The 13,634-nt window shown below is 70.7% G+C and carries 12 protein-coding genes; 9 read left to right on the top strand and 3 right to left on the bottom strand.

The genetic code is table 11. From position 1 onward, the window contains the following. Positions 1 to 142: 142 nt before the first annotated feature. The 4 genes from FHR66_RS18880 (at position 143) to FHR66_RS18865 (ending at position 3,934) form a co-directional block, all read left to right on the top strand. On the top strand, positions 143 to 706 hold the full coding sequence (locus tag FHR66_RS18880) for an adenylate kinase (RefSeq protein WP_160965320.1): 564 nt from the start codon (positions 143 to 145) through the stop codon (positions 704 to 706). A gap of 435 nt (positions 707 to 1,141) precedes the next feature. Next, positions 1,142 to 2,587, top strand: coding sequence for a UDP-N-acetylmuramate:L-alanyl-gamma-D-glutamyl-meso-diaminopimelate ligase (gene mpl, locus FHR66_RS18875; RefSeq protein WP_160965321.1), 1,446 nt, complete (start codon positions 1,142 to 1,144; stop codon positions 2,585 to 2,587). A gap of 28 nt (positions 2,588 to 2,615) precedes the next feature. Beyond that, a complete protein-coding gene (locus FHR66_RS18870; protein ID WP_160965322.1) occupies positions 2,616 to 3,197 on the top strand; it encodes an LON peptidase substrate-binding domain-containing protein in 582 nt (193 codons plus the stop codon). Between the two features lie 266 nt (positions 3,198 to 3,463). Further along, positions 3,464 to 3,934: a protease inhibitor I42 family protein gene (locus FHR66_RS18865; RefSeq protein WP_160965323.1), complete on the top strand. Its 471-nt coding sequence runs from the start codon at positions 3,464 to 3,466 to the stop codon at positions 3,932 to 3,934. A gap of 87 nt (positions 3,935 to 4,021) precedes the next feature. Here the strand turns inward: FHR66_RS18865 and FHR66_RS18860 are convergent, their stop codons facing one another. Beyond that, complete coding sequence (locus FHR66_RS18860; RefSeq protein ID WP_167088032.1) at positions 4,022 to 6,034, bottom strand: bifunctional DedA family/phosphatase PAP2 family protein; 2,013 nt, start codon at positions 6,032 to 6,034, stop codon at positions 4,022 to 4,024. Between the two features lie 150 nt (positions 6,035 to 6,184). Then, on the bottom strand, positions 6,185 to 7,576 hold the full coding sequence (locus FHR66_RS18855) for a GntP family permease (RefSeq protein ID WP_160965325.1): 1,392 nt from the start codon (positions 7,574 to 7,576) through the stop codon (positions 6,185 to 6,187). Between the two features lie 133 nt (positions 7,577 to 7,709). Between FHR66_RS18855 and FHR66_RS18850 the strand changes: the two genes are divergently transcribed. From FHR66_RS18850 to FHR66_RS18835, 4 genes are all read left to right on the top strand, one after another. Then, a complete protein-coding gene (locus tag FHR66_RS18850; protein WP_160965326.1) occupies positions 7,710 to 8,372 on the top strand; it encodes a serine/threonine-protein kinase in 663 nt (220 codons plus the stop codon). A gap of 127 nt (positions 8,373 to 8,499) precedes the next feature. Then, positions 8,500 to 9,315 carry an SDR family oxidoreductase gene (locus FHR66_RS18845; RefSeq protein ID WP_160965327.1) on the top strand — a complete coding sequence of 272 codons (816 nt, stop codon included), beginning with the start codon at positions 8,500 to 8,502 and terminating at the stop codon, positions 9,313 to 9,315. A gap of 188 nt (positions 9,316 to 9,503) precedes the next feature. Next, positions 9,504 to 10,664, top strand: a complete 1,161-nt coding sequence (locus FHR66_RS18840; protein WP_202394567.1) for an ROK family transcriptional regulator — start codon at positions 9,504 to 9,506, stop codon at positions 10,662 to 10,664. 115 nt (positions 10,665 to 10,779) lie between these two features. After that, on the top strand, positions 10,780 to 11,202 hold the full coding sequence (locus FHR66_RS18835) for a VOC family protein (RefSeq protein ID WP_160965328.1): 423 nt from the start codon (positions 10,780 to 10,782) through the stop codon (positions 11,200 to 11,202). A gap of 4 nt (positions 11,203 to 11,206) precedes the next feature. On the opposite strand, the gene FHR66_RS18830 is transcribed toward FHR66_RS18835, so the two are convergent. Further along, entirely contained in the window at positions 11,207 to 12,076 is an 870-nt protein-coding gene (locus tag FHR66_RS18830) for an ion transporter (RefSeq protein ID WP_160965329.1), read from the bottom strand. 323 nt (positions 12,077 to 12,399) lie between these two features. Here FHR66_RS18830 and FHR66_RS18825 point away from each other — a divergent pair, with 323 nt between their 5' ends. Beyond that, the gene (locus FHR66_RS18825; RefSeq protein WP_160965330.1) at positions 12,400 to 13,632 is read left to right on the top strand and encodes an acetylornithine transaminase; all 1,233 of its coding nucleotides are present in this window, start codon (positions 12,400 to 12,402) and stop codon (positions 13,630 to 13,632) included. Positions 13,633 to 13,634 lie beyond the last annotated feature (2 nt).

The following is a 13,634-nucleotide window of genomic DNA, read 5'->3' as shown; positions in this document are numbered from 1 at the left end:
CGGGACTCGCTCCTGGGGTGGGGACATTGCCGGGACATTGCCTGGATGCGGTAAGCTGGGGATCTTGCGGCGCAGCGCAGGCGTGGCCCCCGAGTCTAACGCCGCCGGCCGCGCACGGTACTTTCCTCGAGGAGTCAGGTTGATGCGATTGGTGCTGTTGGGACCGCCCGGATCGGGCAAGGGCACGCAGGCGGCCCGCCTGAAGGACAAGCTGCAGATTCCACACATCTCCACCGGCGATCTGCTGCGCGCCGAAGTCGCCGCCGGCACTCCGCTGGGCGTGCAAGCCAAGGAAGTGATGGCGCGCGGCGATCTGGTCTCCGACGACATCCTGCTGGGCATGCTCGAATCGCGCCTCGGCCGCGACGACGTGCGTAACGGTTTCATCCTCGACGGCTACCCGCGCAACCTGGCCCAGGCCGGCGCGCTGGACGAACTGCTGGCCAAGCTCGGCCAGCCGCTGGACGCGGTGGTGCAGCTGGACGTGGCCAACGAGCTGCTGGTCGAGCGCATCGCCGGTCGCGCCAAGGCCGAAGGCCGCGAGGACGACAACCCCGAGTCGGTGCGCAAGCGCCTGCAGGTCTATACCGATTCGACCGCGCCGGTGATCGGCTTCTACGACAAGCGCGGCACGCTGGCGCGCGTGGACGGCGTCGGCTCGCAGGACGACGTGCTCGCCCGCATCCTGGCGGCGATCGGCCGCTGAGGCCACCTGGCACGCCGGCGCCCGCAGCGGGCGCCGGACGTGCAGACAGCGCAGGGCATTGCCCGATCCACTGACATCAGGCGCACGCCTTGCGCAGCAACGCGACAGGCACGCGCACACGATCCACGCCACACACGGTGTGGGATCCGGAAGAAGGTGCCAGCGAACGGGCTTGCTCAGGGCCCCACGACATGAGCTCCCTTGGGGATGGTCTCTTGGGGAGTAGAACCACAGGGTGTCGAGGCTGGCCCGTTCATTTTCAGCGTCCGCTCCCGACTTGCCTATCGGGAACTTTCCCCAGTCGATGTGGGGGATTTCCTACTTGACTGCGCAGCGGCGAGCCAACTCCGCGCCGCCCAATGCAGCGCCTCCCACGGCCAGGGGCCGGCTGCGCCGCCGGTTTGCGTGCGTCGGGGGATCGGCGACAATCGGACCATGAGCAAGATCCATATTCTCGGCATCGCCGGTACGTTCATGGGCGGTGTCGCCGCGCTGGCGCGCGAACTCGGCCATACGGTCGAGGGCAGCGACCAGGCGATCTACCCGCCGATGTCCACGCAGCTGGAACACCTGGGTATCGCGCTGAAGCAGGGGTACCTGCCCGAGCACATCGCCGCGGACTGCGACCAGGTGATCGTCGGCAACGCGCTGTCGCGCGGCAATGCCGCGGTGGAGGCGGTGCTCGATGCCGGGCGCGCCTACACCTCCGGCGCGCAGTGGCTGAGCGAGCAGGTGCTGCCGGGGCGCGACACCCTGGCGGTGGCCGGCACCCACGGCAAGACCACCACCACCAGCATCCTGACCTGGCTGCTGCAGGCGGCCGGGCGCGAACCGGGCTTCCTGATCGGCGGGGTGGCCGAGGATTTCGGCGTCTCCGCGCGGCTGGGGCAGAGGGCTAGGGCTGCCGAACCCTCATCCGGCGCTTCGCGCCACCTTCTCCCGGGGGGAGAAGGGGATCAGGGGCCGGCCCTGGCGGGCCGGCCGCTGTTTGTGGTCGAGGCCGACGAGTACGACACCGCGTTCTTCGACAAGCGCAGCAAGTTCGTGCACTACCGGCCGCTGGTGGCGATCCTCAACAACCTCGAGTACGACCACGCCGACATCTTCCCCGACGTCGCCGCGATCCAGCGCCAGTTCCACCATCTGGTGCGGACCGTGCCGCGCCGCGGCCGGCTGATCGTCAATGGCGAGGATGCGCATCTGCGCGAGGTGCTGGCGATGGGCTGCTGGACCCCGGTCGAGCGCTTCGGCTTCGATCCGGCCTTCGAGTGGAGCGCACGCCTGATCGCCGCCGATGGCAGCCGCTTCGCGGTCCTGCAGCAGGGCCGCGAGCTGGGCGAGGTGGAATGGCCGCTGCTCGGCCGCCACAACGTGATGAACGCGCTGGCCGCACTCGCCGCGGCGCACGCGGTAGGCGTGGCGCCGGCGCAGGTGATGCCGGCGCTGGCGCGCTTCCGCAGCGTCAAGCGGCGCCTGGAGGTGCTCGGCCAGGCGCAGGGCATCACCGTGTACGACGACTTCGCCCATCATCCCACCGCCATCCGCACCACGCTCGAAGGCCTGCGCGCCAAGGTCGGCGCGGCGCGCATCGTGGTGGCGATGGAGCCGCGCAGCAATTCGATGCGGCTGGGCGCGCATGCCCAGGCGCTGGCGCCATCGCTGGACGCCGCCGACGCGGTGGTGTTCTTGCAGCGGCCGGAGCTGGCCTGGGATGCCGGCAAGGTGATCGCCGCGGTGCGCGGCGACGCCTGTGCGGCGGCCGACGTGGACGCCTTGCTGGCGGCGCTGCAGGCGCAGGCGCGCGCCGGCGACCATGTGGTGTTCATGTCCAACGGCGGTTTCGACGGCGCACCGCGGCGCTTCCTGGCGGCGCTGCAATGAGTCTCGCCGCGCACGGCGGAGCCGGCGCATGAGCGCGCAGCGGACCCCGCTGCCGCTGTTCCCGCTGCACGCGGTGCTGCTGCCCGGCGCTTCGATCAAGCTGCGGGTGTTCGAGCGCCGTTATCTGGACCTGGTCCGCGAATGCGGGCGTACCGACAGCGGCTTCGGCGTCTGCCTGATCCTGGACGGCAGCGAGACCGGCGCCGCGGCGGTGCCGGCGGCGTTCGGCACCGAGGCGCGCATCGTCGATTTCGACGTCGGCGCCGATGGCGTGCTGGTGCTGAGCCTGCGCGGCGCGCGGCGCTTCCACGTGCTGCGCAGCCGGGTCCGCGACAACGGCCTCGTCGTCGGCGACGTGGAATGGCGCGAGGCCGATGGCGACGACGAACTGCGTCCGCAGCACGCGCTGTTGGCGACCGTGCTCGACAGCATCCTCGACCAGGCCGCCGCGGTGTACCCGCTGGCCGGTCCGCGGCAACTCGACCAGGCCGCCTGGGTCGGCTGGCGCATGGCCGAACTGCTGCCGCTGGACGAACGCCAACGCCTGTCGCTGCTGCAGGAAGACGACCCGCACGCGCGGCTGGATCAGTTGCTGGCCTGGATTCCCTGAGCGAGGCGGCGAGGGCGGCATCGCCGTCCTGGTCTGCGCGTAGAGCACGGCGGCGGCATCGGCGTAGCCATCAGCCACGATTGCCACGCGCTGCCCTCGATCGGCTACACCCAGGCGTCCCACGCACTCTTCGCATTCGGCGTTCAGCGCGCCGCTAGCAGGCGCAGGCGACGCTTGGCGGCGATCGGCGGCCGCGCTCGGCTGCCGGCAACGGCATCCCGCCACGGCGGCCTGACGTCCTATCCACGCATGATCGAGGACTTCGTATGAGGCGTTCCTTCTTGCTGTTGTTGCTGTCCGCCGGCGGCTGTCTGAGCTTGCCGGCCATCGCCGTCGAGCCGGCCTCCAATCCCACCGCCAGCCAGCCCGACTGTCCGCGCGGCTCCATCGCCCTGGTCACCGGCAATGCCGATCAGGTGCCGCCGAAGACCTGCCTGACGCCATCGATGAAGCCGTTCGCCCTGCAGCGCGGGCAACTGTTCGCGGTGACCCTCTCCGAGAATGGGTCGACCGGCAGCGCCTGGGCCTTGCGCAGCCTGCCCGCGTCGCTGGCGCTGCTCGACATCGAGCATGCACCCGGCACGGCCTGCGCCACGGGCCGCATGGGCTGCCCCAGCAATGTCACCTACACCTTCAAGGCCACCGATCACGGCAGCGGCACGATCAATCTCATCTACTCGCGGCATTGGGAGGATCGTGCCACCGACTCGCGTTCGATCCGGGTCGAGGTGAAATAGCCGCCATCGTCGCGCGTCGGCGTCCGCAGGGCAGCGCTGCACCGGCGCGGCGCCGACCGGTTCGAGGCTGAGGCGTACCGCTGCCGCTCAGGGCGACGGCGGCGCCTCGCCATCGCTGCGCACCAGCAGCACCGGGATCTCGCTGCGGCGGTGCATGTCCCTGCGCGTGGGCAGCGCGTGCAGCGCCTCGGTCACCGCGGTGAGCGCGGGATCGGCGCCGCGCAGCGGCCGCCACAACCCGATCAGGTTGAAGTGGCGTTCGTAGCGCAGGCTCTGCGCGCTGCCCAGCCACAGCGGCACGTTGCCCGGCTGCAGGCGCGCCGGCGCCGGCCACAGGCGCAGCGCGTACAGCTCGTCCGGATTCGGGCCAGGGCGCAGCATCAGCAGCGATTCCACCCGCGTGTCCAGCGTCGCCGGCAGCACCGGCACCTGCGCGGGCGTGGCTTTGTAGTCGAGCAACTGCAGCGCCTGCTGCCAGCCGGCCTGCGGCTGCACGCGCCAGCCGGCCGCTTCGAGCTGGCGCTGCAGCGGCGCCAGCGGCCCGGCGACCTGGATGTCCAGCGGCCAGCGCTGGTCGTCGTCGAACTCGTTACGCCGCGACGGCAGCATCCGCCAGTCGTGCTGCCACCAGGCCGCGTCCGCCAGCTGCGTCACCTGCGGCGGCGGCGGTTCGAACTTGGCCAGCTTGCGTTCCAGCTGGCGCGGCGCGTACCACAGCGCGGCGATCGCGAAGCCGCCGTAGAACAGCCAGGCCAGCGGCTTCATCCAGAACCCGCGGTTGAAGCGGCGGCGGTAGGCGATGCCCAGCACCAGCAGCCAGAAGATGCCGAACAGCATGCCGCCGACCACGTCGCTGAGCCAGTGCGCGCCCAGGTACAGGCGGGCGAAGCCGATCAGGGTCACCACCGCGCCCGACAGCAGGTACGGCCACACCCGCGAGCGCCCCGGCAGCTCGCGCGCGATCAGCACCGCGAAGAAGCCGAAGCTGATGGTGGCCATGGTCACCGCCACCGAGGGGAAGCCGAAGCCGCTGCTGGCCGCCGGCGGGCGCACCACGTGCACGGTGGCGCCGAGCAGCTTGGTCAGGGCCAGGCCGAACGCCAGCGCCGCCAGCCAGTGCGCCGCGGCCATCCAGCGCCGGCGCCAGGCCAGGTAGAGCAGGCCCAGCGCGGTCGGCGGCACCAGCACCTGCCAGTTGCCGAGCGAGGCCAGGGCGGTCATCGGGTAGTCGGCCAGCGGGTTGCGCAGGGCCAGCATCAGGTCGTGCACCGCCAGGTCCAGGCGCAGCGGCTCGCCGTGCGCCACCACCACCATCAGCAGCGCGAACCAGCCCCAGCCCAGCGCCAGCAGCATCACCGCCAGCATCGCCAGCGGCACCGATTCGCGCCGCTGCGGGTCGAACACCGCGATCGAATAGCGGCCCAGCACCGGATGCCGGCGCGACCAGTCCAGCGCCCGCGCCAGCAGCGCGTCCATGTGCCCGGCCGACCAGCGGTAGCCGTACAGCACGGTCGCCCACACCAGGCCCAGCGCCAGCGCCAGCAGGCCCAGCACCAGGAACAGGCGCCCGGCGACCGCGGCCACTGCGTCGTAGGCTTGGCCCAGCAGCCAGCCCGGTCCAAGGAACAGCAGCGACCAGGTCACCGCGGCCACGCTGCTGGGCAGCAGATAGCGCCGCAGCGGCATCTTCATCATGCCCGCCACCGCCGGCACGAACGGACGGATGGCGCCGACGTAGCGCGCCACCAGGATGCTCTTGAAGGCATTGCGGCGGAACATCGCCTCGCCGCGGTCGAGCAGCTGCGGGTAGCGCCGGAACGGCCAGTAGGTGCGCAACCGGTCGCCCCAGCGGTAACCGACCCAGTAACTGAGCGCATCGCCGATCAGCGCGCCGAGCGCGGCGCTGACCACCGCATACGGGCCGGAGATCTGGCCCAGGCCGATCAGCACGCCGATCGCGAACAGCAGCGGCAGCGCCGGCACCAGGGTGCCGAGGATGATGACCGCATCGCAGAACGCAATGGCGAAGATGACCGCGCCGGCCAGGATGGGGTGTGCTGCGATCCACTCCAGCGTGGCATCGGTCCATGAGGCATTCATCGGGCGATTATAGAGGGCAGGCGATGACGGTCTGTCCACGCCGCGGCAACGCCCGCCGCGGCGGCCCGCACCGTTCGGATCCTCCAGGTCCGCCGCGCTGCGGCAGCCCGTCGCAAGGCGAGGGCGACGCCGCACGGCCGTCGCAACGGCTCATGCCAGCGGCGGCAGCAGGTTCAGCAGCAGCACCATCCCCAGCCCCACCAGCGCCACGATGGATTGCACCACCGAGATCGTCTTGGTCGCCTCGCCCATGCTCATGCCGAAGGATTCCTTCACCAGCCAGAAGCCGGCATGGTTGGCGTAATTGAAGAACAGCGAGCCGCAGCCGATGGACAGCGCCAGCAACGGCAGATTGAGCGTGGGTTCGGCGCTGCCGAGCGGCGCCAGCAATCCCGCGGCGCCCACCACGCCGACCGTCGCCGAGCCGGTGGACACCGACAGCAGCATCGAGATCAGCCAGCCCAGCAGCAGTGGCGACAACGCCAATTGCTGGCTCATGTGCACGATCGCATCGCCCACATGGGCATCGGTGAGCACCTGCTGAAAGGCGCCGCCGCCGGCGATGATCAGCAGCACGCCGGCGACGGGCTTGACGCTGTCGCCCAGGGTCTTGCGCAGCGCGGCCGGCGCACCCGGCCGCAACGCGACCTGCGCGAACAGCACGCCCAGCAGCATCGCGACGATGGGGTGGCCGACGAAGGCCGTGGCATGCAGTACTGCCGAATCCTTGCGCAACAGCATCTCGGCCACGGCGTGGCACAGCATCAGCAGGGCCGGCGCCAGCGCCGCCAGCACGCCCAGGCCGAAGGCAGGCGGCGCGCGTTGTGCGGATGCGTCACCGTCCGCGGCGTCGGCCGACGCGTACTGTGCCAGCAGCGCCGCGTCCGGCTCGGCCTGGATATGCCGCGCGATGTAGCGGCCGTACAGCGGTCCGGCCAGGACGATGGCCGGAATGGCCGCGATGAAGCCGTAGAGCATGGTGGCGCCCACACTGGTCCCCAGCGTGGCGATGGCGGTGAGCGGGCCAGGGTGCGGCGGCACCATGCCGTGCATGGCGGCGAGGGCGGCGATGACCGGGACGCCCACGTAGGCATAGGCCGAGCCGCTGACCTGGCGCTGCGCTTGCAGCTTGCGGGCCACGCCGAAGATCAGCGGCAGCAGGATCACCAGGCCGACCTCGAAGAACATGGGAATGCCGACGATGAAGGCGACACCGGCCATGGCCCAGGGCAGCGCGCGTGGCGAGGCGCGGCGCAGGATCGCGTTGGCCAGCGTGTCGGTCACGCCCGCCTGCGCCAGCAGCTTGCCGAGCATCGCACCCAGCGCCACCACCAGGCCCACCGCCCCCAGCGTCTTGCCCGCCCCCGTGGCGACGGCGTGCAGCAGCGCGTCCATCGGCATGCCGACGACCAGGCCGGCGGCCAGCGACACCAACAGCAGCGCCAGCAGCGGATGCAGCTTGGGGCGCGCCACGATCAGCAGGACCAGGGCGATGACGCTGAAGAGTGCGGTGAACAGCAGGAACAGGTCGTTGGAGCTCATGGGGGAGATGCCGCGTGGATCGCTCGCAAGCTTAACGTGCTCTCTCACCCGGCTGGGTCGATGACCCATGACGATGGCCTGGCAGGGCACCGGTCCGCCGCGCAAACGGCAGCGCACGCTCTACACTGGCCGGATGCCCGCCGCCGCTCCCCGCACCGTCCAGATCCTCAAGGCCGACAGCTTCGGCCGCATCCTGCTGCTGGGCGAGGGCGAGGCGCGTTTCGTGCGCCGCGATCTCACCGCCTCGCCGTGGTGGCTGCGGCTGCCGGCGTGGTGGCTGGCGCGGCGCGAGGCGCTCGCCTTGCGGCACTTGGATGGCATGGCCGCGACGCCGCAACTGCGCGGCTGGGACGGCACCTTTCTGGATCGCAGCTACCTGGACGGCGCGGCGATGTACCAGCGCCCGCCGCGCGGCGACCTAGCCTATTTCCGCGCCGCGCGGCGCCTGCTGCAGCAGGTGCACCGGCGCGGCGTGGCGCACAACGATTTGGCCAAGGAAGCGAACTGGCTGGTACTGGCGGACGGCAGCCCGGCGCTGATCGATTTCCAGCTTGCCGTGCGCGGTGCGCCGCGCTCGCGCTGGATGCGCCTGCTGGCGCGCGAGGATCTGCGCCACCTGCTCAAGCACAAGCGCATGTACTGCGCGCACGCGCTCACCCCGATCGAGCGGCGCTTGCTCAAGCGCCATTCCTGGGTGCGCGAACTGTGGTTCGCCAGCGGCAAGCCGGTGTACCGCTTCGTGACCCGGCGCCTGCTCAAGTGGGAAGACAACGAGGGGCAGGGGCCGAAGCCCTGACGGGCCGGGATTCGGGATTGGGGATTGGGGATTGGCAAGAGCGAATGGCTGCTGTCCGAAGCTGTCCTGGCGCAGACGGCAAAGGCGCTAAGCTTTGGCGAATCCCCATTCCCGAATCCCCAATCCCGTGACCTTACAAGGCAAAACCCTCCTAATCACCGGTGCCTCGCGCGGCATCGGGCTGGCGATCGCGCTGCGTGCGGCGCGCGATGGTGCCAACGTGGCGATCGCGGCGAAGTCGGCGGTGCCCAATCCCAAGCTGCCCGGTACCATCCACAGCGCCGCGGCGGCGGTGGAGGCGGCCGGCGGGCGCGCGCTGGCGCTGAAGTGCGACATTCGCGAAGAGGAACAGGTACGCGCGGCGGTGGCAGCGACGGTGGAGGCCTTCGGCGGCATCGACATCCTGGTCAACAACGCCAGCGCGATCTGGCTGCGCGGGGCGCTGGACACGCCGATGAAGCGCTTCGACCTGATGCAGCAGGTCAACGCGCGCGGCAGTTTCCTGTGCGCGCAGGCCTGCCTGCCGCATCTGCTGCGCAGCGCCAACCCGCACATCCTGACCCTGGCGCCGCCGCCGTCGCTGGATCCCAAGTGGTGGGCGCCGCATACCGGCTACACCCTGGCCAAGATGGGCATGAGCTTGGTCACCCTGGGCCTGGCCGGCGAGTTCGGTCCGCAGGGCGTGGCGGTCAATGCGCTGTGGCCGCGCACGCTGATCGCCACCGAGGCGCTGAACATGATCCCCGGCGTCGAGGCCGGCAATGGCCGCCGCCCGGAGATCATGGCCGACGCCGCGCACGCCGTGCTGACCCGGCCGGCCGCCGGCTTCCATGGCCAGTTCCTGATCGACGATGCGGTGCTGGCGGAGGCCGGCGTGCACGATCTGTCCGGTTATGCGCTGGATCCGTCGCAGCCATTGTTGCCGGACCTGTTCCTGGACTGAGGCCCGGCGTGGTCGGCTGACCGGACGCGATGCGGCTGCGCGCTTCGGGCAGGGACGACATGGATCGGACGATCGCGGCGCGCTGCGGCGCGCCGCGAAAACGCTCTGTTCCACCCAATCGCGGTTGGCGCCGCAATGACGGCGTGCGGCGCGGCTATGCTGCCGGGGTCTTCACGCCACCGCCGCCTATGCCCGCTCCTGTCGCCGTCGCCTTGCCGCATCTTCCCGAGTCCCGCCACGCCGTCCATGCCGATCTCAGCGACAACGAGCGGCACATGCTCGATCGCCTGCGCCTGGCCGGCACCGCCACCCGCGCCGATCTCAGCCGCAGCACCGGGCTGACCGTGCAGTCGGCGGTGCGTCTGGTCGACGCGCTGGCCGAGCGCGGCCTGGTCGCGATCGGCGCCTCGCTGGCGCACGCAGGCCGCGGCAAACCGGGCGCGGGCATCGCGCTCAATCCCGGCTACGGCCACACCGTCGGCTATGCGATCGCGACCGACGCGCTGTCGCTGGCGCTGCTGGATTTCAGCGGACAGATCCGCGCCACCGCCGAGCATGCGCTGCGTTCGACCGAGCCGGCCGCGCTGCTGGCGCAACTGCGCGAGGCCGATGCCACGCTGACGGCCTCTGCCGGTGCCGGGCTCGGTCCGCGCCTGGGCGCGGGCGTGGCGATGACCGGCTTCTTCGTCGAGGACGGCGTGCACATGAACCCGCCCGAGCCGCTGCGTGCGCTGGGCGAGCTGTCGATCGGCGACTGGCTGGCCGAGGCGCTTGGGCTGCCGGTGTGGGTGGACAACGACGGCACGGTGGCGGCGGCGGGCGAGAGCCTGCTCGGCATCGGCCGCCAGTACCGCGATTTCGCCTATCTGCACTTCAACTACGGCCTGGGCGGCGGCGTGGTGATCGACGGCGCCTGCCTGCGCGGCGCGCACGGCAACGCCGGCGAGTTCGCCGGCATGCTGCCGCAGCAGGGGCTGGAGCGCGGCACGCTGGAGCTGTTGCGGCAATTGCTGGCCGAGGACGGCATCGCGCTGCCCGACATCCGCGCGCTGCTGGCGGCCTACGATCCGGCGTGGCCGGCGATCGAGCGCTGGATCGCACGGGTCGCGCCGGGCCTGTCGCTGATCGTGTCGGCGATCGTGGCGATCTTCGATCCGCAGGCGGTGGTGTTCGGCGGGCGCATGCCGCGCGAACTGGCGACGCGGCTGATTCCGCACGTGCGCATCGACAACCAGCCGCGGCGCGGCCAGGCGCGGCCGTTGCCGCTGCTGCTGCCGGCCGCCGCCACGGCCGATGCCAGCGCGGTGGGCGCGGCGGCGCTGCCGTTGAAGGCCTGCTATTTCCGCTGAACCGGTCCCGCCGCGGCGTCGCCATGCCTGCACGCCGCCGGCGCTACCCTATGCACCCTTTTCGCGCGCCATCGCGGCACGGTGCGCGCCTGATCCCCCACACGGAGCTGTCACGATGAAATATCTGCACGCCATGATCCGCGTCCACGACCTGGAGAAGACCAGCAAGTTCTTCACCGAAGGCCTGGGCCTGCACGAAACCCGCCGTATCGAGAATGAAGCCGGCAAGTTCACCCTGGTGTACTTTGGCGCCCCGCAGAACCCGGAGGCCGAGGTCGAACTGACCTACAACTGGGGCTCGGACGAGGACTACGGCAGCGCCCGCAACTTCGGCCACCTGGCCTTCGAGGTCGACGACATCTACGCCCTGTGCGCGCACCTGCAGTCGCTCGGCGTGACCATCAACCGTCCGCCGCGCGATGGGCGCATGGCCTTCGTGCGCAGCCCCGACCTGATCTCGATCGAATTGCTGCAGAAGGGCGAAGCGCTGGCGCCGGCCGAACCGTGGGCGTCGATGCCGAATACCGGCGTCTGGTAATGGCTCAGGGCGCGGTATCGGGCAACGCCTGGCCGCAGCCCCGGCAATAGCCGGCGTTGCGGTCGTGGCCTTGCAGGCCGCAGTGTGCGCAGGTGCGCTGATCCGGCGCGCGGCTGCGGTCGACATCGCGCAGGCTGTTGGCCAGTTCGGCGGTGTAGATCCCGGTGGGCACGGCGATGATGCTGTAGCCGATCAGGATCAGCACCGAGGTGATGGCGCGGCCCAGCGGCGTGAGCGGGGCGATGTCGCCGAAGCCGACGGTGGCCATCGTCACCACCGCCCAGTACATCGCGGTGGGGATGCTGGTGAATCCGTTCGCTGGGCCTTCGACCACGTACATCAATGCGCCGAAGATCACCACCAGGGTGATCACCGTGAACAGGAACACGAACACCTTGCGCCGGCTGCGCCACAACGCGTCGACCAGCAGGCTGCTTTCCTCGACATAGCGGGTCAGCTTGAGGATGCGGAACAGCCGCAGCACCCGCAGCACGCGTACCACCAGCAGCGTCTGCGCGCCAGGCAGCAGAAACGAGATGTAGGTGGGCAAGGTCGACAACAGGTCGATCACGCCCCAGAAGCTCAGCGCGTAGCGCAGCGGCCGCTTCACCGTGGCCAGGCGCAACGCGTACTCGGCGGTGAACAGCGCGGTGAAGCCCCACTCCAGCACGTACAGGGTGTCCGCGTGGCGGGCGTGCAGCGCCGGCACGCTGTCGGCCAGGATCACCGCGACGCTGGCCAGGATCGCCGCGACCAGCAACAGGTCGAAGTTGCGCGACGCCCGGGTGTCGTGCCGATAGATGATGTCGAACCAACGGCGCCGCCAGCCGTGCTCGGTCGCCGGGGCGAGTTGGGGATCGAGGAAAAAGCGCATGCGCCCATGCTACCCGAGCCGCATTGCAGCCGCGGGCGCGCACGCCGCTGCAGGCGGCGTCCTGATCGGATGCGACGCGGTTGCTGGAGAATCCCTTGTGGGAGGGGCTTCAGCCCCGACGCCGTAGCGCTGAAGCGTCGCGACTGAAGTCCCTCCCACATGTCGAGCAACGGCGTGGTGGGGTTGCTGCGGCACGCGCGCGGGCGGCGGCGGTGTGGCACGGCAGCCGGCTGCCCCGTCGGTCCAGACGGCGGCCGGCAGTCGCCGGCCGTGCGCTGCCGACGGTCTTATAATCGACTGCTCTCCCGCAGGATGTTCCCCCGATGACCGCTTCCTCCGCCGCGGACCTGATCGCCCTCGGTCAACGCTATGCCCTGCCGATCTACCGTCCGCGCCAGCTGGTGCTGGAGCGCGGCCAGGGCGCGTGGGTGTGGGACAGCGAGGGACGCGACTACATCGACCTGTCCGCCGGCATCGCCGTGTGCGGGCTCGGCCACAACGATCCGGATCTGCATGCGGCGCTGCTCGAACAGGCCGGCAAGCTGTGGCACACCAGCAACGTGTTCTACAGCGAGCCGCCGCTGCGCCTGGTCGAAGAACTGGTGCTGGCCTCGCGCTTCGCGCAGAGGGCGTTCCTGTGCAACTCCGGCAGCGAGGCCAACGAGGCGGCGATCAAGCTGGTGCGCAAGTGGGCCACCGCGCAGGGTCGTCCGCCGCAGCAGCGGGTGATCGTCACCTTCCGCGGCAGCTTCCATGGCCGCACCCTGGCCGCGGTGACCGCCACCGCGCAGCCCAAGTACCAGGAAGGCTACGAGCCGCTGCCCGGCGGTTTCCGCTACGTGGACTTCAACGACATCGTGCAGTTGGAAACGGCGATGGCCGGCGGCGACGTGGCCGCGGTGATGCTGGAGCCGGTGCAGGGCGAGGGCGGGGTGATGCCGGCGGCGCCGGGCTTCCTGGCGCAGGTGCGGGCGCTGTGCGATCACCACGGCGCGCTGCTGGTGCTGGACGAGATCCAGTGCGGCATGGGTCGCACCGGCACCCTGTTCGCGCACTGGCAGGATCAGGTGACGCCGGACATCGTGACCCTGGCCAAGGCGCTGGGTGGCGGTTTCCCGATCGGCGCGCTGCTGGCCGGGCCCAAGGTCGCCGAGACCATGCAGTTCGGCGCGCACGGCACCACCTTCGGCGGCAACCCGCTGGCCGCGGCGGTGGCGCGGGTGGCGCTGCGCAAGCTGGCTTCGACGGCGATCGCCGCCAACGTGTCGCGGCAGTCGGCAGCGCTGCGCAAGGGCCTGGCGGCGCTCAACGACGAATTCGCGCTGTTCTCGCAGGTTCGCGGACGCGGCCTGATGCTCGGTGCGGTGCTGGCGCCGGCGCACGCCGGTCAGGCCGGGACGATCCTCGACCACGCCGCCGCGCATGGTCTGCTGACCCTGCAGGCCGGCCCGGACGTGCTGCGCTTCGTGCCGTCTTTGAACCTCACCGATGCCGAACTGAGCGAAGGCCTGACGCGGTTGCGCAGCGCGCTGCGCGCCTACCTCGCCGCACGCTGAAA

It is taken from the genome of Xanthomonas sp. F4 (assembly GCF_011761895.1).
The sequence above is the reverse complement of the archived record's forward strand: the minus strand, read 5'-3'. Positions and strand labels throughout refer to the sequence as shown.